The sequence below is a fragment of the Streptomyces sp. NBC_01476 genome (assembly GCF_036227265.1).
In the GTDB taxonomy this organism is placed as follows: Bacteria; Actinomycetota; Actinomycetes; order Streptomycetales; family Streptomycetaceae; genus Actinacidiphila.
The window spans coordinates 4,135,610-4,155,708 of sequence record NZ_CP109446.1 but is presented as its reverse complement, the minus strand read 5'-3'; the positions used below and the strand labels follow the sequence as shown (position 1 = coordinate 4,155,708).

The 20,099-nt window shown below is 69.7% G+C and carries 16 protein-coding genes, 1 tRNA gene and 1 pseudogene; 5 read left to right on the top strand and 13 right to left on the bottom strand.

Translation table 11 applies throughout. The features are described 5' to 3' along the window. Nucleotides 1–18 precede the first annotated feature (18 nt). The 4 genes from OG552_RS18140 to OG552_RS18125 all read right to left on the bottom strand — a co-directional run bounded on the left by OG552_RS18140 (nucleotide 19) and on the right by OG552_RS18125 (nucleotide 4,491). Entirely contained in the window at nucleotides 19–1,380 is a 1,362-nt protein-coding gene (locus OG552_RS18140) for a hypothetical protein (RefSeq protein ID WP_329134181.1), read from the bottom strand. After that, nucleotides 1,377–3,341, bottom strand: coding sequence for a vWA domain-containing protein (locus OG552_RS18135; protein WP_329134179.1), 1,965 nt, complete (start codon nucleotides 3,339–3,341; stop codon nucleotides 1,377–1,379). The genes OG552_RS18140 and OG552_RS18135 overlap by 4 nt, the downstream gene beginning before the upstream one ends. Before the next feature lie 207 nt (nucleotides 3,342–3,548). Beyond that, a complete protein-coding gene (locus OG552_RS18130; protein WP_329134177.1) occupies nucleotides 3,549–3,689 on the bottom strand; it encodes a DLW-39 family protein in 141 nt (46 codons plus the stop codon). A gap of 328 nt (nucleotides 3,690–4,017) precedes the next feature. Beyond that, on the bottom strand, nucleotides 4,018–4,491 hold the full coding sequence (locus OG552_RS18125; RefSeq protein WP_329134175.1) for a hypothetical protein: 474 nt from the start codon (nucleotides 4,489–4,491) through the stop codon (nucleotides 4,018–4,020). Nucleotides 4,492–4,752: 261 nt separating this feature from the next. Between OG552_RS18125 and OG552_RS18120 the strand changes: the two are divergent. The 5 genes and pseudogenes from OG552_RS18120 to OG552_RS18100 form a co-directional block, all read left to right on the top strand. Continuing rightward, nucleotides 4,753–4,884, top strand: a pseudogene (locus OG552_RS18120) (excisionase); the annotation flags it as partial. Between the two features lie 127 nt (nucleotides 4,885–5,011). Next, a complete protein-coding gene (locus tag OG552_RS18115) occupies nucleotides 5,012–5,185 on the top strand; it encodes a hypothetical protein (protein ID WP_329134173.1) in 174 nt (57 codons plus the stop codon). Nucleotides 5,186–5,251: 66 nt separating this feature from the next. Then, on the top strand, nucleotides 5,252–5,560 hold the full coding sequence (locus OG552_RS18110) for a transposase (RefSeq protein ID WP_329128445.1): 309 nt from the start codon (nucleotides 5,252–5,254) through the stop codon (nucleotides 5,558–5,560). After that, complete coding sequence (locus OG552_RS18105; protein WP_329128447.1) at nucleotides 5,557–6,477, top strand: IS3 family transposase; 921 nt, start codon at nucleotides 5,557–5,559, stop codon at nucleotides 6,475–6,477. Before OG552_RS18110 ends, OG552_RS18105 begins: the two co-directional genes overlap by 4 nt. A 277-nt stretch (nucleotides 6,478–6,754) precedes the next feature. Next, the gene (locus OG552_RS18100; RefSeq protein WP_329134171.1) at nucleotides 6,755–7,201 is read left to right on the top strand and encodes a tyrosine-type recombinase/integrase; all 447 of its coding nucleotides are present in this window, start codon (nucleotides 6,755–6,757) and stop codon (nucleotides 7,199–7,201) included. Between the two features lie 55 nt (nucleotides 7,202–7,256). Here OG552_RS18100 and OG552_RS18095 read toward each other — a convergent pair. From OG552_RS18095 to dnaA, 9 genes are all read right to left on the bottom strand, one after another. Further along, nucleotides 7,257–7,333, bottom strand: a tRNA-Ile gene (locus tag OG552_RS18095). A gap of 71 nt (nucleotides 7,334–7,404) precedes the next feature. Then, a complete protein-coding gene (locus OG552_RS18090) occupies nucleotides 7,405–8,037 on the bottom strand; it encodes a DUF3566 domain-containing protein (protein ID WP_329134169.1) in 633 nt (210 codons plus the stop codon). 3 nt (nucleotides 8,038–8,040) lie between these two features. Then, entirely contained in the window at nucleotides 8,041–10,659 is a 2,619-nt protein-coding gene (gene gyrA / locus OG552_RS18085; protein ID WP_329134167.1) for a DNA gyrase subunit A, read from the bottom strand. 72 nt (nucleotides 10,660–10,731) lie between these two features. Beyond that, complete coding sequence (gene gyrB / locus OG552_RS18080) at nucleotides 10,732–12,732, bottom strand: DNA topoisomerase (ATP-hydrolyzing) subunit B (RefSeq protein WP_329140911.1); 2,001 nt, start codon at nucleotides 12,730–12,732, stop codon at nucleotides 10,732–10,734. A 338-nt stretch (nucleotides 12,733–13,070) separates the two neighbouring features. After that, nucleotides 13,071–13,637 (bottom strand): DUF721 domain-containing protein, encoded by a 567-nt coding sequence (locus OG552_RS18075; RefSeq protein ID WP_443070963.1) that lies wholly within the window; start codon nucleotides 13,635–13,637, stop codon nucleotides 13,071–13,073. Then, on the bottom strand, nucleotides 13,634–14,806 hold the full coding sequence (recF, locus tag OG552_RS18070; protein ID WP_329134166.1) for a DNA replication/repair protein RecF: 1,173 nt from the start codon (nucleotides 14,804–14,806) through the stop codon (nucleotides 13,634–13,636). Before recF ends, OG552_RS18075 begins: the two co-directional genes overlap by 4 nt. A gap of 55 nt (nucleotides 14,807–14,861) precedes the next feature. Next, the gene (gnd, locus tag OG552_RS18065; protein ID WP_329134163.1) at nucleotides 14,862–15,740 is read right to left on the bottom strand and encodes a phosphogluconate dehydrogenase (NAD(+)-dependent, decarboxylating); all 879 of its coding nucleotides are present in this window, start codon (nucleotides 15,738–15,740) and stop codon (nucleotides 14,862–14,864) included. Between the two features lie 114 nt (nucleotides 15,741–15,854). Then, complete coding sequence (gene dnaN, locus OG552_RS18060) at nucleotides 15,855–16,985, bottom strand: DNA polymerase III subunit beta (RefSeq protein ID WP_329134161.1); 1,131 nt, start codon at nucleotides 16,983–16,985, stop codon at nucleotides 15,855–15,857. 889 nt (nucleotides 16,986–17,874) lie between these two features. Next, nucleotides 17,875–19,788 carry a chromosomal replication initiator protein DnaA gene (dnaA, locus tag OG552_RS18055; RefSeq protein ID WP_329134159.1) on the bottom strand — a complete coding sequence of 638 codons (1,914 nt, stop codon included), beginning with the start codon at nucleotides 19,786–19,788 and terminating at the stop codon, nucleotides 17,875–17,877. Nucleotides 19,789–20,099: the final 311 nt, after the last annotated feature.

The following is a 20,099-nucleotide window of genomic DNA, read 5'->3' as shown; positions in this document are numbered from 1 at the left end:
ACCAGAACCACGCGCGGCTCACCAGGACGGCGGCGGCCCGTACCCCGTGGGCGGCGGCACCGCGTCCGCCGGCCGCCCGGCCCGCCGCCGCGCCGCCGCGTACCAGGCCGCCAGCGCCAGCAGCAGCACCGTCCCCGCCCCCAGCGCCGCGAAGGCCACGAACCGCAGCACCCCGGAGGACGACGACGTGCCCGGGACGGCCGTCCCGTCCGCAGCCGACACGTCGTGCGCGTCGACGCCGATCCCGGCCGCCGACGGATCACCGTCGTACGCGGGGGCCGCCAGCGCCGCGCCCTTGACGTCGACCCGGAGCGTGACCGGCACCGGGCCGCTCACCGCGGTGGCCACCCGCGGGTGCACGGTCACCATCAGGTAGTACCAGCCCGCGTACCGCATCCGGGCCACCGGATCGTCGTCGGCCGCGCGGTTGGTGTACGAGACCGGGGCGAGTTGCTCGCTGATCGAGGTCGGGGTGCCGGCGTACGCCTTGTCGTCGCCGTCGACGTACTCCCGGACCGGGCTGTAGACCTCCAGCCGGACGCCGGAGCCGATGTAGGCGCCGGCGTCGGTGACCTGGGCGCTGGAGAAGTCGGCGAAGACGGTGGCCTGCTGGCCCCAGTCGACCGGGACTTTGTAGAAGCGGGTCTCGCCGGGCAGCACCCGGTCCTTCCAGATGCCGGTCTTGACGGCCGCGGCCGTCTCGAAGCTGCTGCCACCGTGCGCCTGCCGCGGGGTGCCGGCGGTGAGCGGGGTGGGGGAGGCGGAGCCGAAGCCGGGCGCGGGGACGGCGTTCGCACCGGCCTTGAGCGGCGGCTCGGCGACGTAGCGCAGCTCCAGCGGCCAGGCGCCCGGGTCGGAGGTGCCGTCGCTGGTCCGGTGGACCTGGAGGGTGTACTGGTTGGCGTCCTGGCAGGTGGACCCGATGCCGATCAGCCGGGTCACCGCGGTGCCGATCGGCCGTGCGTCGCCCTCGTCCTGGAAGTGGGCGTCGCGGCTGTCGCAGTCGTCGCCGTCGGCGCTCTGCAGCTTCAGCTCGATGCCGTCGCCGTACGCGACCCGCGAACCGCTCGCGGGGACCGCGAAGGCCGAGACGTACGCCGAGGACTTCGCGTCGAGGGCGATGCCGTAGAACTTCGTCTCGCCCGGCTTGATGGTGTCGCGGTACGTGGTGGCCGCGCTCATCGCCGGGGCGTCCGCGGTGGTGGCCGCGCCGGGCAGCGGTCTGCCGGCCGGCTGCCAGACCGCGGGAGGGACGGCGGGAGCGCCCATGCCGCCCGATGATCCCGTGGAGGGCGGGGCGGAGCCGTCGGCCGCCGCCCGGCCCTGGAGTGCGGCGAGCGCCAGCAGAGCGGCCGCCACGGTGAACGTCGTGCGCTTCATACCCCACCCCTGTCCGTACGTGTCCTCATCCGGTGGACCAGTGCGGCCACCGCCAGTCCGGCGAGGGCGACCGCGCCGCCTGTTCCCGCCGCGAGCCAGTCCCGCCCCGACATGCCCGGCCCGGGCCCGGTGTCCGCCGCCGACGCGGTGGAGCCCCGGGCCCCATCCGACGCCCCGCCCGACGTCTGGCCCGACGTGCCACTGGACCCCCCGTCCGACGCCCCGCCCGACCCCACCGCCGGCGCCCGGTACTGCGGCCCGGCCAGCTCCTGCCCGCTCACCCGCACCCGCAGGACGACGCCGACCGCCGAGTTCCGCGCCAGCCGGGCCGCGTCCGGGCCGAGCCCGACCGCGATCCAGTAGTCGCCCGGCTGGTGCACGTCGCGCACCGCGCCGTCGTCCACCCACCGGTTGGTCCAGGTGACCGGGACCGTGCCGAGGCCCACCGCGACCGGGGAGCCGTCGTAGATGCGGTTGCCGTGTCCGTCGGAGGCGTCCTTGACCGGCAGGCGGCCGGGCGCGTAGAGCGAGGTGGCGACGAAGGTGGTGGAGGTCGAGGTGGCGTCGAGCACCGGCTCGTTGGCGAATTCGGCGGCGTAGGTGAGCTGCTGGCCCCATCCCAGGCGCACCTTGTAGTAGCGGATCTGGGCCGGCAGCAGCCGGTCCCGCCAGACGCCGGTGCCGATCCGGGCGGCGTCGTTGAAGCCGGTGCCGCCGGTGAGGTCCTTCGGGGTGCCGGTGACCGGCGCGGGCGCCGGGCCGTACTCGGTGGTGGCGGCGGCCGGTACGGTGCCGGCCGGCAGCGGGGCCTCGGCGCCGTAGGTCAGCTCGACCGGCCAGCGGCTGCGGTCGGAGCCGGCCGCGGTGGTGCGGTGCACCGACAGCAGGTAGCGGCCGGCCTTGTCGCAGTCGCCCTGGTGCTTCTGGCTGGGGATCCGGCTCACCGCGGCGGTCAGATTGGTGGCGCCCTCGTCCTGCTGGAAGTGCGCCGAGGTGGTGTCGCAGGTGTAGCCGTACGTCCCGGTGGTGACCAGCTTCAGCTCCAGGCCGTCGCCGTAGTCGACCGCGACGCCCGGCTGGGGGGCGGCGGTCACCGAGAGGTCCGCGGTGGCGGCGGCGTCCAGCCGGACCGCGTACCAGCGGGTCTGGCCGGGGTCGACGGTGTCGGTGTACGTCCCGGGCATGAGCAACGGCGCCTGTCCGGGCTGCGTACCGCCGTGCGCCTCGCTGCCGGCGAAGCGGTAGGCGTCGGCGCTGAGCTGGGAGGCGCGGACCAGTTGCCGGCCGAGGGCGGCGGCGTCGGGGGCGTCGTAGTAGGCGCCGTGGCCGGCCCTGGCGACGCACTCCAGCTCCTCGCGGGCGGCGCCCTTCACCTGGAAGCCGACGGTGTCGATGCGCAGGCCGATGCCGTCGCCGGCCAGCTGGGCGGCCACCTCGCAGGGCTTGGGGGTACCGCAGTTGGACTCGCCGTCCGAGACCAGCAGGATCGTCCGCCGCCCGGCGGCCGGCAGATCGGCCGCCGCCCTGGTGAGCGCCTGTGCGGTCGGGGTGTCGCCCTTGGGCTGTACGGCGGCCACCGCCCGCTTCACCGCGGCGCGGTCGAGCGCGGTGACCGGCTGCACCAGGCTGGTGTCGTCGCAGCCGGACGCCTTGGAGGCGCCGTAGACCCGCAGCCCGGTCGGGTAGCCGTTGGGGAGCGCGTCCACCACCGCGCCGATGGCGCTGCGGGCGGCGGCGATCCGGGTGTGGCCCGAACCGTCCGGGCCGGCCATCGATCCTGAGGAGTCCAGCACCATGATCATGCTGGCGTCGTCCGCCCCCGGGGCGGCGGTGGCGGCCGGAGCGGCGACCAGGACGCCGCCGAGCGACGCGCCGGTCAGCAGCAGGGCGCCGAGCGCGGGTATGAGCCCGCGGTACGTACGGCGGGCCGGGCCGCAGCCCGGCGGTGGTCGTCGTCCCATGGCGTCGCATCCCCCTCGCCCACGCTGTCCGTTTGCTCAAGCAACGTATTCCATTTGCTCAAGCAAACTCAAGTGCTCTCTGTCACGGTCCGGCAACAGCGATGACCCGTACCGCGAAAGGCAAGGGCCCCGACCGCTTGGTGCGGCCGGGGCCCTATGGACGCTCCGACGCCTGACTGCGTGTCAGCAGGCGACTCGGCGGGCGTCTCACACGTTCGCGCCGGAACCCGTCGGAACCGCGTCAGTGGCTTCCGTCCACAGGTCCTGTTCGGCGCGGTCCGCCTGGATCTGCCGGTACACGAACAGCCCGGCGACGGCGGCCAGTGCGACCAGGAGAATCTTCTTCATGGCGTGACCTCCTCCTTCTACTGGGGACAGCTTGACGCGCCCGACTATACACAGCAGCCGAGACCGAACGGTGACCTGCCGCCCCAATGCCCGCAACACAAAACCCCCGGCCGACCGGCCGGGGGTTTCGCTCGCGAGTGGGGCTACCAGGACTTGAACCTGGGGCCTCTTCCTTATCAGGTCGATTGCACCGCGTCGACGGCCACGGGCATCCGGTCTCCCGCCTTGGGCTATGGACCGCTGGGATCCGGCGCAGACTGCTGATGTTCATAGTTGTTGGTGTCAGCTAGTGATGTCATCTTGGCCGGGGGCTGACCCGATCGCGAGCTCAGTCGCCAGAAGAACCAAAGAACCCGACGTGGGTAGGTTCACCTTCGGTGTAGAGGAGCACATAGACGCCGGTCCAGCGCTTCCGGTCCTCTCCCAGCAACGTCGTGTCCTCATCCTCAAGACTTCTGGTCCTCATGGTCTCGTACGCCCGAGCCATCGCGTCCTGGTACTGCTTCACAGTTGGGCGATCCGTGCCGAAGTGGTGGACAAGCCGGGCGTTGGTCAGCGGACGGACGGTGTCGTAGTCCACCTCCTGGTCAGGCTCGATCGTCTTGACTATCCACCGCACGTCCAAAATCGAATGAGTGCCCTCGTTGCCCATGAACTCCTCATCGGCGTAGAGCTCCTCACGGCTCGCGTACTGCTCGCCGTCGCCATACATCTCCTGGAAGACCTCTTCGTGCAACGCTTCGAGCGTCGCCTCGACACTTCCTCGGTACGTAGTGACGTAATCCCACCCGCTGGCACCCATGACCAGCCCCTTTTCTCTAGTTGCCGCCTGACTGCGGCCCACGGTAGCGGCCCACTCTGACAACCGATGAGCGGTATGGGTGACCCGACAGCCACCACTCCCCCCAGCTCCCATCCCGTCTGCCGTCGGCCCTCACTCTTGTGGAGCGGGCGTGGTTCAGGGCATCAGCTCCCCCGCCGGAGGCATCGTCGTGACCGCGCTATGGGCTGTCGTGGTTCTGCCGTCATATCCCCTTGGGCCTACCTGCGGGCGGGATGGCGGATGACGGACGAACTGCTGACCGAGCCCGACGTGATGGCACGGCTCAAGGTGGGGCGTTCCACGGTGTACGACCTGATGCGCACGCACCGACGGGCCTCGGTGACCATCGGCCGGTGCCGCCGAGTTTCTGCACAGGGGGCGGCCTACGTCACGAACGCGAGTGGTCAGCGCGTGCGGAAGTACGTCTACGGCAAAACGTATGACGGGGTGGCCCGAGAAGCCTGCCGACCTTCAGGACCGGGAGCGAGCCGGAGTTCCGGTGCACGATCGGACGTGGAAGCTCGGCGAGTGGCTGAGCTACCGGTTTGAGCACATCGTCAAGCCGAACGAGGAACCGGGCACCTGCAACAAGTACGAGGCCAAGACGCGGCTCTACCTCGTCCCCAAGCTGGGGAAGAAGCCGCTGACGTGTCTCACGCCTGCGCAGGTGTGAGGTTCCCCCGAGATGCGGGGAAGGGTGACAGCAGGTCAGATGGGTCTCATGAGAGGAGCCCTGACGATGCCTGCCCCGAGGAAGTACCCGCTGGAGTTGCGTGAGCGTGCGGTGCGGATGTACCGGGCGGCCGAGCCGAAGCCGGTGATCCGCCGCATGGCCGAGGATCTCGGTGTCCACCACGAGGCCCTGCGCAACTGGATCCGCCAGGCCGAGGCCGACGCCGGCGAACGGGAGGACGTGTTGACCACTGCCGAGCGCGAGGAGTTGGCCGCCCTGCGCAGGGAGAATGCCCAGCTCAAGCGGGCGAACGAGGTCCTGCGGACAGCCTCGGCTTTTTTCGCGGCCCAGCTCGACCCGACCCGGCCCAGGTGACCGCGCTCCTCGATGAGCACGCGCACCTGGGGGTCGAGCCCGTACTCCGGGAACTGCACATCCCCTCGTCCACCTATTACCGCTGGCGCCAGGCAGAAAAGGAGCCGTGTGAACGGCGCCGTCAGGACACGGAGCTGACCGGCCGGATCCGGCAGGTCCATGAGGAATCCGGCGGGGTCTACGGCTCGCCCCGTGTCCATGCCGTCTTGAAGCGCGGTGGAGTGCACGTCGGCCGCAAACGGGTCGAGCGCCTCATGCGCGAGGCCGGTCTCGTCGGCATCAGCCCCCGCCGCGGCAAGGGGTTCACCCGCCGCGATCCGGACGCCGATCTCGCCCCTGACCTCGTGCAACGCGACTTCACCGCGCCCGCGCCGAACCGGTTGTGGGTCACCGACCTCACCATGATCTCCACCGGGGAGGGGCCTTTGTGGCTGTCGGCGATCCGCGACGTGTTCTCCCGCCGCGTCGTGGCATGGGAGACCTCCGCCCGCGCGGACGCGGACCTGGTCCTGTCCTCGTTGGAGTATGCCCTGGCCAGCCGTGAGGTCGCCCCGGGCGAACTGGTCCACCATGCCGATCACGGCTGTCAATATACGAGTATCAAGCTGACGACGCGGCTGGTCAGAGCGGGTATCCGGGCGTCCATGGGCTCCGTCGGGGACTCCTTCGACAACGCCCTGGCGGAGAACCTGTGGATGATCATTAAGACCGAGTGCATCCGCGGCCGCGTCTTCGCGACCAGGGCCGAAGCCAATCTGGCGCTCTTCGAGTACATCGACGGCTTCTACAACCCCCGACGCATCCAAAAACGCCTCGGCTACCTCAGCCCGATCGAGTTCGAGGAGAAGCGCTACGCCGACCAGGCAGCGGCCGAACCGGTGAACCTGAAACCACGTCAACCCGCCCTGACCAGCTAGTCAGCCACTCCCGCACAGCGGGGGAACCTCAGTGCGAGCCGTGCTCGCCGAGCTGCGGCGGCAGAAGCCAGACCAGGCGGCTACGTGGGCAGAGGTGCTGCGGACGCTCCGAAACGCCCGGAACCGTGCCATGCACGGTCGCACCGGCTCTACGCGGCCTTCGTCCTGGTCCTGGGTCTACGGCTCAGCGAGGTTCTGGGCCTGCGCCGGCAAGACGTGGACCTCGAACACGGCCAGTTCACGCCGATCATGCATGTCCAGCGCGTAGACGGGAAGCTTGTGCTCAAGAAGCTCAAGACCGGCTCCTCACAGGCGGCGTTGCCGCTGCCGGCCTTCTGCCTCGAAGCACTGGCGGGCGGACCGGCAGTACCTGCAAGAGCTGGAGCGGCGGGCTGGCGGTGAGGAGTGGAAGCAGGCACCCGAGGCTGACCTGTTCCTCTCCGAGCGGAACGGCGGGCCGATCAAGCCGCGGGGCTTCTCGCTCACCTTCGAGCGGCTGGTGGCCCGCTCCGGTGTGCGGCGGATCACGGTCCGGCTGGCCCGTCACACCTGCGGGACGCTGCTGGCTTTCCTCAAGGTCCACCCCAAGGTTGCGCAGGCGATCCTTCGGCACAGCCAGATCAGCATGACCATGGACATCTACACACACGTTGTGGATGAGGACCAGCGCGCCGCCGCCGCGCGGCTCGCGGACCTGCTTACCGGACAGATTCCGGACAACTGATGTCACCCGTAGATGTCAACAGCCCCTCACGGATCCCGTGAGGGGCTGTTTGCGCTGGTGGGGCTACCAGGACTTGAACCTGGGGCCTCTTCCTTATCAGGGAAGCGCTCTAACCGTCTGAGCTATAGCCCCGCGCTGCACGGAAAGATTAGCGCACGGATGGCCGCGGCCCAAAATCGGTTGGGACGCGGCCACCGTGACCGCTATTCGTCCTCCGCCAAGGTCAGCTCCACGCCGCCCACGAAACCGGCGGACAGGTTGTAGATGAACGCGCCCAGCGTCGCCAGCGCGGTGGCCAGCACCACATCGATCACCGCGATGATCGTGGTGAAGGTCATCACCCGGGACAGCGACAGGAAGGACACCAGGTCGAACCCGCCCTTGCCGCCCTGCTCCGAGGTGGTCGCCTCGCTGATCGTCGAGCCGACGGTGGTGAAGACGCCGATGGTGTCGAGCACCATCCACAGCACCGCCACCGCGACGATCGTGCAGACCCCCAGTGCGATGGAGAGCAGGAAGCTCACCTTCATCACCGACCACGGGTCCGCCTTGGAGACCCGCAGCCGGGCCTTGCGGGTGCGCGGCACGGTCCGGGCGGCCGGCCGTGGCCTGCGCACCCCGGCGCCGGCCGGCGGACCGGGGACGCCGGGTCCTCCCGGTACCGCGGGCGCGCCCGCGGGCGGCGGCGGTGTGTACGCCGACGCGGGCTGGTGCGGCGGCGGCTGACGGGTGTCCGTCACGGTGTATCCCCCCTCTTGAGGACCGCTGAGGTTGGCTGAGCCAGGGGCACCTCCGGTCGTCCCGGCCCCACCCGCGGCGCCCGTGGCTCCACTCACGGTTTACTCCTCCGGTTCACCGACCGCGGGCGCTTCGCCCTCGGCCGCAGTGTCGAGCTCTCCTTCGCCGGCCGCCAGGGCCACCTCAGGATCATCCTCCGCCTCGGCGTTCCGCGCGATGCCGACGACGGCATCCCGCTTGGCGAGGTGGATCAGCTGAACGCCCATGGTGTCACGGCCGGTCTCCCTGACCTCATTGACCCGTGTCCGGATCACGCCACCGCTGAGGGTGATGGCGAGGATTTCATCGGTCTCCTCGACCACCAGCGCCCCGACGAGCGAACCGCGATCCTCCACGATCTTCGCCGCCTTGATACCGAGTCCGCCGCGACCCTGGACGCGGTACTCGTCGACCCGGGTCCGCTTGGCGTAGCCGCCATCAGTGGCTGTGAAGACGAAAGTACCCGGCCTGACGACATTCATGGAGAGGAGTTCGTCACCCTCGCGGAAACTCATGCCCTTCACACCCGACGTGGCCCGGCCCATCGGCCGCAGCGCCTCGTCCGTCGCGGTGAAGCGAATGCACTGCGCCTTGCGGCTGACCAGCAGCAGATCGTCCTCCGCCGAGACCAGTTCGGCGCCGATGAGCTCGTCGAAACCGCCCTCGACCGCGGCCTCCCGCAGATTGATCGCGATCACGCCGCCCGCGCGGGGGGAGTCGTAATCCTTCAGCGCGGTCTTCTTCACCAGCCCGGACTTGGTGGCGAGCACCAGATACGGCGCCGCCATGTAGTCCTTGATGGCCAGGATCTGGGCGATCCGCTCGTCCGGCTGGAAAGCCAGCAGATTCGCCACGTGCTGACCGCGGGCGTCCCGGCCGGCGTCGGGCAGCTCGTACGCCTTGGCGCGGTAGACCCGCCCCTTGTTGGTGAAGAAGAGCAGCCACTGGTGGGTGGTGGTCACGAAGAAGTGGTCGACGATGTCGTCCTGCTTCAGTTTCGTGCCGCGAACGCCCTTGCCGCCGCGCTTCTGCGACCGGTAGTCCTCGGTCTTGGTGCGCTTGACGTAACCGCCACGGGTGATCGTGACGACGATGTCTTCCTCGGCGATCAGGTCCTCGATGGACATGTCACCGTCGAAGGGCACCAGCTTGCTGCGCCGGTCGTCGCCGTACTTGTCGACGATCGCCTGCAGCTCCTCGCTGATGATCTGCCGCTGCCGCTCGGGGGAGGCCAGGATCGCGTTGTACTCGTTGATCTTGGCTTGAAGTTCATCATGCTCGGCGATGATCTTCTGCCGCTCCAGGGCGGCCAGCCGGCGCAGCTGCATCTCCAGGATCGCGTTCGCCTGGATCTCGTCGATGGTCAGCAGGCCCATCAGGCCCTCGCGCGCGGTCTCGACCGTGTCGCTGCGCCGGATCAGCGCGATGACCTCGTCGATCGCGTCGAGCGCCTTGAGCAGGCCGCGCAGGATGTGGGCGCGCTCCTCGGCCTTGCGCAGCCGGAACCGGGTGCGCCGCACGATGACCTCGACCTGGTGCGCGACCCAGTGCCGGATGAAGGCGTCCAGCGACAGGGTGCGCGGCACGCCGTCGACCAGGGCCAGCATGTTGGCGCCGAAGTTGGTCTGCAGGTCGGTGTGCTTGTAGAGGTTGTTCAGCACCACCTTGGCGACCGCGTCCCGCTTGAGGACGATCACCAGGCGCTGGCCGGTACGCGAGGAGGTCTCGTCGCGGACGTCCGCGATGCCGCCGACCCGGCCGTCCTTCACCAGGTCGGCGATCTTCTGCGCCAGGTTGTCCGGGTTGACCTGGTACGGCAGCTCGGTGACCACCAGGCACTGCCGGTTCTGGATCTCCTCGACCTCGACGATCGCGCGCATCGTGATCGAGCCGCGGCCGGTGCGGTACGCGTCCTCGATGCCCTTGCGGCCGACCACCAGGGCGCCGGTCGGGAAGTCGGGGCCCTTGATCCGCTCGATCAGCGCGTCGAGCAGCTCCTCGGACTCCGCCTCCGGGTTCGCCAGGAACCACTGGGCGCCGTCGGCCACCTCACGCAGGTTGTGCGGCGGGATATTGGTGGCCATGCCGACCGCGATACCGGCCGAGCCGTTGATCAGCAGGTTCGGGAAGCGGGCCGGCAGGACCGTCGGCTCCTGGTTGCGGCCGTCGTAGTTGTCCTGGAGGTCGACGGTCTCCTCGTCGATGTCCCTGACCATCTCCATGGACAGCGGCATCATCTTGCACTCGGTGTACCGCATGGCCGCGGCCGGGTCGTTGCCCGGGGAACCGAAGTTGCCGTTGGAGTCCACCAGCGGCATCCGCATCGACCACGGCTGCGCCAGGCGGACCAGCGCGTCGTAGATCGAGGAGTCACCGTGCGGGTGGTACGTGCCCATCACATCGCCGACGACGCGGGCGCACTTGTAGAAGCCCTTCTCCGGCCGGTAGCCGCCGTCGTACATCGCGTAGAGCACGCGGCGGTGCACCGGCTTGAGGCCGTCCCGTACGTCCGGCAGGGCGCGCGAGACGATGACGGACATCGCGTAGTCGAGGTAACTGCGCTGCATCTCCGTCTCAAGCCCGACGGGCTCGATCCGCAGACCGCCGGACTCGTTGCGCTGGTCCATCTCGGACTCGGGGAGGTCGGGCACGGGGGGAATGTTGGAAGACTCGTCGGCCATCGCTGTCAGATTGTCCTTTCACACGGCTCACACGGCTCGCGGGCCCGAGGGGGCCGGCATTCTGGGGCCGACTCAGATGTCCAGGAAGCGGACGTCCTTGGCATTGCGCTGGATGAAGGTGCGCCGTGCCTCCACGTCCTCGCCCATCAGCACCGAGAACAGATCGTCGGCCTGCGCCGCGTCGTCCAGAGTGACCTTGCCGAGCACACGGTGGTCGATGTCCATGGTGGTGACCCGCAGCTCCTCGGCGTTCATCTCGCCGAGGCCCTTGAAGCGCTGGATGGAGTCCTCGCGGATCCGCTTGCCGCTCTGCTTGCCCAGCTCCACCAGGGCGTCGCGCTCGCGGTCGGAGTACGCGTACTCCCAGTCGTCCCGGCCCCACTTGATCTTGTAGAGCGGCGGGCGGGACAGGTAGACGTGCCCGGCCTCGACCAGCGGCCGCATGAAGCGGAAGAGGAAGGTCAGCAGCAGGGTGTTGATGTGCTGGCCGTCGACATCGGCGTCCGCCATCAGAATGATCTTGTGATAGCGGAGCTTGCTGATGTCGAAGTCCTCGTGCACGCCCGTGCCGAAGGCGGAGATCAGCGCCTGGATCTCGGTGTTCTGCAGGATCTTGTCGATCCGCGCCTTCTCCACGTTGAGGATCTTGCCGCGGATCGGGAGGATCGCCTGGTACTGCGGGTTGCGGCCGGACTTCGCGGAACCGCCGGCCGAGTCGCCCTCGACGATGAAGATCTCGCACTTCGTCGGGTCGTTGGACTGGCAGTCGCTCAGCTTGCCGGGCAGCGAGGCGGACTCCAGCAGCCCCTTGCGCCGGGTCAGGTCCCGGGCCTTGCGGGCCGCGACCCGGGCGGTGGCCGCCTGGATCGACTTGCGGATGATGTCCGCGGCCTCGTTGGGGTTGCGGTCCAGCCAGTCGGTCAGGTGCTCGTGCACGACCTTCTGCACGAACGTCTTGGCCTCGGTGTTGCCGAGCTTGGTCTTCGTCTGGCCCTCGAACTGCGGCTCGCCGAGCTTGACGGAGATGATCGCGGTCAGACCCTCGCGGATGTCCTCGCCCGCCAGGTTGTCGTCCTTCTCCCGCAGGAACTTCTTCTCGCGCGCGTAGCGGTTGACCAGACCGGTCATCGCCGCGCGGAAGCCCTCTTCGTGGGTGCCGCCCTCATGCGTGTGGATCGTGTTGGCGAAGCTGTAGACACCCTCGCTGTACTGGGTGTTCCACTGCATCGCCACCTCCACCGAGAGCAGTCGCTCCTTGTCCTCCGCCTCGATGTCGATGACGGTGGGGTGGACCAGCTCGCCCTTGCGCGAGTTGAGGTACTTCACGTAGTCCACGAGGCCGCCCTCGTAGTGGTACGTGACGGAGAGCGGCTTGCCCTCCTCGTCGACGTGGTCGGCGCGCTCGTCGGTCAGCGAGATGCGCAGTCCCTTGTTGAGGAACGCCATCTCCTGGAAGCGCCGCGACAGCGTCTCGAAGGAGTAGTCCGTGGTCTCGAAGATGTCCGGGTCGGCCCAGAAGGTGACCGTGGTGCCGGTCTCGTCGACCGGCTCGTTCTTCGCCAGCGGCGCGGTCGGAACGCCCAGCTTGTAGTCCTGCGTCCAGCGGTAGCCCTCGGTGCGGACCTCGACGGCCACCCGGGTCGACAGGGCGTTCACGACCGAGACGCCGACACCGTGCAGACCGCCGGAGACGGCATAGCCGCCGCCACCGAACTTGCCGCCGGCGTGCAGCACGGTCAGCACCACCTCGACGGCGGGCTTGCCCTCGGAGGGGACGATGCCCACCGGGATACCGCGGCCGTTGTCGACCACGCGGACCCCGCCGTCGGGCAGGATCGTCACGTCGATCAGGTCCGCGTGGCCGGCCATCGCCTCGTCGACGGAGTTGTCGACCACCTCTTGCACGAGGTGGTGCAGGCCCCGCTCACCGGTCGAGCCGATGTACATGCCGGGGCGCTTGCGCACCGCGTCGAGGCCCTCGAGCACCGTGATCTGACTGGCGGTGTAGGACGTGTTGGAGTTCTCGTTGGGGTTGCCGGAATCGGCCACGAAGCGCCCTTTCTGGCACAGCACGAGCCGTCTCCCGCGAGCGGGGGCGGCTGCGTCGATCGACATGTTCCGCTGGGGTACCCCTGCCGGTCTGCCAGGGATGGGCGGTCTGCTCACCAGTCTACCGGTAGCGAAGAGATGAGTGGGGCTTTGCCGGTACCTGAGTTCCCATGTGCCGACCGAACCCTCCGCCGTCCGACTCCCTACACGCGGCCCCGGGGCCGAAACCGCTCACGCGGGCGTCCAGGGCTTCCGGCTGTCAACCCCCGGCTACGCTGTGCAGGGGCACACCAGTCCCGCCCGTCACCCGACCGCTCAGCTGTCAGTGGTGCAGGTCACAGGGGTACGTGCGCGGGGGCGGCTCAGCCGTAGGTGTCGCCGGGCCCGCGGCTGCCGGGTGCGCGCAGCCGCCCGTACGAACGGGTGGGCGCGGCCGGGCCCAGCACCTTGATCAGCTTGACCGTGCCGTGGCCGAGATCCGCGTTCAGCCGGGCCACCAACGTAGGGGCAAGCAGCCGCAGCTGGGTGGCCCACGCGGTCGAGTCACAGCTCACGGTGAGAACGCATGCGTCCTCGTCGTAGCGTTCCGGCGCGCAGTGCAGCGCCACCTCGGGCCCGACCAGCTGCGGCCAGCGGCCCATCACCCCGCCGACCGCGGCCGGCGCCTCCCAGCCGCGCTCGGTGATCAGCCGGCTGATCGCGGCGCCCAGCGACAGCGGATCCCGGCCGTCGGCGCGGGCACCGCTGCGCAGTCCGCCCCGCCTGGCCTGTTTCTTCTGTACGGCCGCGGCGCCCCTGGCCCTGGCCTGCTCCTTGGCGGCGCGCAGCGCCACCCGCGCCAGGTCCACGCCCGCGGGCTCGGCGCCGGCCGGCCCCGGCACCCGCGGCGCCGCCGGTTCTGCTTCCTGCCGTTCGGGCTTGTCGCTCACTGCCGTTCCACCGTCCCGTTCTCCACCGAGAACCGAGCCCCCACCAGCACGCCCGGCACATCGTCGTCCACCGCCGCGGTGACCAGCACCTGCTCACCCGGCGCGACCAGTTCGGCCAGCCGCTCCCGCCGCTTCACATCCAGCTCGGCGAAGACGTCGTCGAGCACCAGGACGGGTTCGCCGCCGTCCGCGCGGAGCAGTTCGTACGACGCCAGCCGCAGCGCCAGCGCGTACGACCACGACTCCCCATGACTGGCATAGCCCTTCGCGGGCATCGAGCCGAGCTTGAACACCAGATCATCACGGTGCGGACCCACCAGCGTCACACCGCGCTCGATCTCCTGGCGGCGGGACTCCGCCAGCGCCTCCAGCAGCCGCCCGTACAGGTCCTCCCGGCCGGCCGGGCCCGTCATCGGCCCCCGGTCCAGGCCCGGCGGGACGCCCGCCCCGCCGCGCTCCTCACCGATCGAGCCGCGGTACTCCAGCGCCACCGGCCCGCCGCCGGGGGCCAGTTGCTCGTACGCCTTGTCGGTGAGCGGCTGCAGCGCGGCCACCAGGTCGAGGCGCTGGGCCAGCAACTCGGCGCCGACCCGGGCCAGATGCTGGTCCCAGACGTCGAGGGTGGACAGGTCGGCGCCCTTGCCGCCGTGCCGGCGGGCCAGTGCCGCGGTCTTCAGCAGGGTGTTGCGCTGCTTGAGGACCCGTTCGTAGTCGCTGCGCACCCCGGCGAGCCGCGGGGCGCGGGCGGTGATCAGCTCGTCCAGGAAGCGGCGGCGCTCACCGGGGTCGCCCTTGACCAGGGCCAGGTCCTCGGGGGCGAAGAGCACGCTGCGGACGATGCCCAGTACATCGCGCGGCCGCACCTGCGAGGAGCGGTTGATCCGGGCCCGGTTGGCCCGGCCGGGGTTGATCTCCAGCTCGACCAGCTGCTGCCGGTCGCCCTGCACCACCTGGGCCCGTACCACCGCCCGGTCGGCGCCGACCCGGACCAGGGGCGCGTCGGAGGCGACCCGGTGGCTGCCGAGGGTGGCCAGATAGCCGACCGCCTCGACCAGATTGGTCTTGCCCTGGCCGTTGGGACCCATGAAAGCGGTGACGCCCGGGTCGAGGGGGACCTCGGCCCGGGCGTAGGAGCGGAAGTCGGCGAGCGTCAGGTGCGCTACGTGCATCGCGTGCTGTGGCGCTGGGCGCGCCGACCTCCCTGCTGTGACGTGCTGCGTACGGCTATTCCGCGGCGGTGACGGCGTGGCCGCCGAACTCGTTGCGGAGCGCGGCGATCATCTTCATCTGCGGCGAGTCCTCCTGGCGGGAGGAGAAGCGGGCGAAGAGCGAGGCGGTGATCGCGGGCAGCGGCACCGCGTTGTCGATCGCCGCCTCGACCGTCCACCGGCCCTCGCCGGAGTCGTCCGCGTACCCGCGCAGATTGCCCAGGTGCTCGTCCTTGTCGAGGGCGTCCACGGCGAGGTCCAGCAGCCAGGAGCGGATGACCGTGCCGGACTTCCAGGAGCGGAAGACCTCGCGGACGTCGGTGACCGAGCCGACCGCCTCCAGCAGCTCCCAGCCCTCGGCGTAGGCCTGCATCATGGCGTACTCGATGCCGTTGTGGACCATCTTGGCGAAGTGGCCGGCGCCGACCACACCGGCGTGCACCGCGCCGGAGTCGCCCTCGGGCTTGAGCGCGTCGAAGACCGGCTGCGCCTTGGCGACGTCCTCGTCCTTGCCGCCATACATCAGCGCATAGCCGTTGGCCAGGCCCCAGACGCCGCCGGAGACGCCGCAGTCGACGAAGCCGATGCCCTTCTCGGCCAGCTCCTTGGCGTGCTTCTCGTCGTCGGTCCAGCGGGAGTTGCCGCCGTCGATCACCAGGTCACCGGGGGAGAGCAGCTCGCCCAGCTCGTCGATGGTCGACTGGGTGGCGGCGCCGGCCGGCACCATCACCCACACCACACGCGGACCCGTCAGCGAATCCACAAGCTCCTTGAGGCTGTGGACATCGGCGACGTCGGGGTTCCTGTCGTAACCGATGACGGTGTGGCCGGCGCGGCGGATGCGCTCGCGCATGTTCCCGCCCATCTTGCCGAGACCGATGAGACCGAGCTCCATCACTGATCCTTCGTTTCGAGACGCCAGAAGCGTGCGACGCGTGCCTGACCTGTGCCTGCTTGGGTCTGCGGTGGCTGACCGAGGACGAGCCTACGTCGGCACCCCGGGCCGGACTCAGCCGGACAGCCGCACCGGCATGATCAGGTACTTGTAGGCGTCGTCCGCCTCGGCGTCGACCGCGGGACGGCCGCTGAGCAGGGCGGGCTTCGTGGAGGTCGTGAAGGCGAGCTGGGCCACCGGCGAGTCGATCGCGCTCAGGCCGTCCAGCAGGAAGGTCGGGTTGAAGGCGATCGAGATGTCGTCGCCCTCCAGCTTGGCGTCGACCCTCTCCACAGCCTGTGCGTCGTCGCTGGAACCGGCCTCCAGGGTGAGCACTCCCTGCTCGAAGCTCAGCCGCACCGGGGTGTTGCGCTCGGCGACCAGGGCGACGCGCTTGACGGCCTCGACGAAGGGCGGGGTCTCGATCACCGCGATCGAGGCGAACTCGGTCGGGAAGAGCGTGCGGTACTTCGGCAGGTCGCCTTCGAGCAGCCGGGTGGTGGTGCGGCGGCCGGCGCCCTCGAAGCCGATCAGCCCCTCGCCCTCACCGGAGCCGGCCAGCGCGATGGAGACGGTGTCACCGCTGGTGAGCGACTTGGCGGTGTCCAGCAGGGTCTTGGCGGGCACCAGGGCGACCGCGGAGATGTCGGCCTGCTCCGGCTTCCACAGGAACTCGCGGACCGCGAAGCGGTAGCGGTCGGTGGCGGCGAGCGTGACCGTGTCGCCCTCGATCTCGATCCGCACACCGGTGAGCACCGGCAGGGTGTCGTCCCGGCCGGCCGCGATGGCCACCTGGGAGGCGGCGGCGGCGAAGACCTCACCGGGGACGGTGCCGGAGGCGGTGGGCATGGCCGGCAGCGCCGGGTACTCCTCCACCGGGAGCGTGTGCAGGGTGAACCGCGAGCTTCCACAGACCACGGTCACTCGTACACCGTCTGTGGAAATCTCCACCGGCCGGTTGGGGAGCGCCCGGGAGATGTCGGCGAGCAGCCGGCCGGAGACCAGCACGGTGCCCTCGTCGTCGACCTCGGCGTCCACCGAGACGCGGGCCGAGACCTCGTAGTCGAAGCCGGAGAGGCTGAGCCTGCCCTCCTCCGCCTTGAGCAGCAGCCCGGCGAGCACAGGCACCGGGGGACGGGCCGGGAGGCTGCGGGCTGCCCAAGCCACTGCCTCGGCGAGTACGTCGCGCTCCACCCGGATCTTCACCGGAACCGCCTCCTGCTTGTTGCTGGCTGTCGGGGAACAGTCTGACGCACAGGACTGACAGTCGGTGCGGGTTGGCGTCAAGCCGCGACACGGGCGCGGGGCGGCTCCGGGCCGAGTTGTGCACAGCCCCCGCTTCGAAGCAGTTTCCCCGGTATCTACGTGTAGTCGTAGTAGTAGGGGTTGTGGATACCGTGGATAACCGGTTCCCGCCCAGGTCAGGCCGGGTTTTTTGTCCACCGCGCCTGTGGACGGCGCCCGTGGATAACCAGCCCCTGCTGTGGACGGCCGGAAGTTGTGCACACCCGCTCCACAGGGGACCCCGGGTTCTCCCCAGCGCCGTCCCCAGAAATACCCAGGTTCTCCCCAGCCCAACCCACCACCTTGGTGTGACGCCTTTCACTCTTGCGAGGGACAGAGGGCATTTCCTTGCCGAACAGTGGACAAAGGTGTGGAGAAGTGGGCCGGAGCTGTGCACAACAGGGTCCATCCTGTGGGCGAGCGGTGGACAACCGCGAAGGGGCTGCCGCGGGTGTCCTTTCCGTCCACAGTCTGTGGACAGAGGTTGCCCACATATCCACACCCCGCTGAGCTGGCGGTACGCCCCCTGCGGCGGGCAGCCTGTGGAAGCTTTCGGGACAACTTCGCTGTCCCCAGGGTGTGGACAGGCGCAGCACGGCAAATCTGTGGGTAACCCGGCTCCGGTGACCAGTAATCGAACAGCGCCCCCACCGACGAGTGAACGACGAACAGCGCCCCGGGAGTCGATCCCGGGGCGCTGAGGGTGTTCCGAGGGTGCTGTGACGGTACGGCGAGGCGCTGTGGGGCGCTGTGAGGCGTGCTGTGAGGTGCTGTGCGGGTCTTCGGAGGCGCTTCGACGGCGCTGCGAGGCTCAGCTCTTGATGCGGTTGGTGAGTTCGGTCACCTGGTTGTAGATGGACCGGCGCTCGGCCATCAGCGAGCGGATCTTGCGGTCCGCGTGCATCACCGTCGTGTGGTCCCGGCCGCCGAAGAGCGCACCGATCTTCGGCAGCGACAGGTCGGTGAGCTCCCGGCACAGATACATCGCGATCTGCCGCGCGGTCACCAGCACCCGGCTGCGCGAGGAGCCGGACAGGTCGTCCACCGCGAGCCCGAAGTACGCGGCGGTCTCCGCCATGATCGCGGTCCCGCTGATCTCCGGGACCGTGTCGTCGCCGCCCGGGATCAGATCCTTCAGCACGATCTCGGTCAGCTGCAGATCCACCGGCTGCCGGTTGAGGCTGGCGAAGGCGGTGACCCGGATCAGCGCGCCCTCCAGCTCGCGGATGTTCCGGGAGATCCGCGAGGCGATGAACTCCAGCACCTCGGGTGGCGCGTTCAGCTGCTCCTGGACCGCCTTCTTGCGCAGGATCGCGATCCGGGTCTCCAGCTCCGGCGGCTGGACGTCGGTGATCAGTCCCCACTCGAAGCGGTTGCGGAGCCGGTCCTCCAGGGTCACCAGCTGCTTGGGCGGCCGGTCGGAGGAGAGCACGATCTGCTTGTTCGCGTTGTGCAGGGTGTTGAAGGTGTGGAAGAACTCCTCCTGCGTCGACTCCTTCTGCGCCAGGAACTGGATGTCGTCGACCAGCAGGATGTCCATGTCCCGGTACCGCTTGCGGAACGCGTCCGCCTTGCCGTCCCGGATCGAGTTGATGAACTCGTTCGTGAACTCCTCGGAGCTGACGTACCTGACCCGGGTGCCCGGGTAGAGGCTCCGCGCGTAGTGTCCGATGGCGTGCAGCAGGTGGGTCTTGCCCAGCCCGGATTCGCCGTAGATGAAGAGCGGGTTGTACGCCTTGGCCGGCGCCTCGGCGACCGCGACCGCCGCGGCGTGCGCGAAGCGGTTCGAGGCGCCGATGACGAAGGTGTCGAAGAGGTACTTCGGGTTGAGGCGGGCGGTGGGCTCGACGGCGCCGCCCGAGGAACCGGAGCCGCCGGGCGCGCCATGGCGTCCGTGGCCGCCGCTGTGTCCACCGGGGCCGCCCGGTCCACCGGGACCTCCGGGGCCGCCCGGCGGCTGCTCGCTGCGGGCCTGCGGCACCTGACCCTGCTGCTGGTACGGGGGCGGCGGCGGTGCGTACTGCTGGTGGCTCTGATGAGGGATCGCCGGGTAGCCGTCATGGGTGTCGGACCGGTAGCGCTGGTCGCGCGGCCCGTCGTAGCTCTCGCGCTGTCCGTCGTAGGAGTCGCGCCGGCCGTCGTAGCTCTCCCGCGGCCCCCCGTAGGAGTCGGAGTCGCGGTCCTGGAAGCCGCCGGGGGCGGGGGCGCCCCAGGTGCCGAGGCCGGGCTGCTGCCAGTCGCGGTGCTCGGGGTAGGCCGGGCGCATCCGCGGGCCGCCGTCGAGTTCGCCGCGGTCACCGCGGTCGCGGTCGTCCCGGTCACCGCGTTCATCACGGTCGCGGTCACGATCACGGTCACGATCACGATCACGATCACGATCACGGTCGTACGGGTCCTGCGCGGGAGCGGACTGCTCCTGGCGGTCCAGCTGCGGGCCGGGGGGCAGGTCCTGGTCGCCGCCGGACGCCACCGCGATGGCGATGCCCACCGGGTGACCGAACTCACGGCTGAGCACCTCGGTGATCAGCGGCAGCAGCCGCCCTTCCAGGACGCTCTTGGCGAACTCGTTGGGCGCGGAGAGCACCGCCGTGCCGGCCACCAGGGCCAGCGGCTGGGTGCGCTTGAGCCACTCCGCGTCCTTGGGCTTCAGGTCCTCGCTGTCCCCCAGGAGTTTCTGCAGTACGCGCGGCCACACTGCGGCAAGATCGGCAGTCACGTCGCCCACAGTGCACGCTCTCTCAGGTCGGGAATCACGTCACGGTAGTCAGGGCGGCGTGCGCGGTACAAGTCGTTGTCCACAGGGTGTGTACAAAACGCGGGGCCGCACAGGGGGGCGCGACATCCGGGTTTGACCGGATGGCCTAGCCGCACGTACCGTATCGAGGTCGAGTTGTCGATGGCTGCTGCCGCCTGCCTACCGATGGGCGAAGATCTTCCGGGTATGTGATCGGAGGATCGTTGAAGCGGTGCACCTGAAAGGTCCGCGAGCTTTTCGTGGGCGCACGGTGACAGCCAGGCGACTCCCCGTCGGACCCA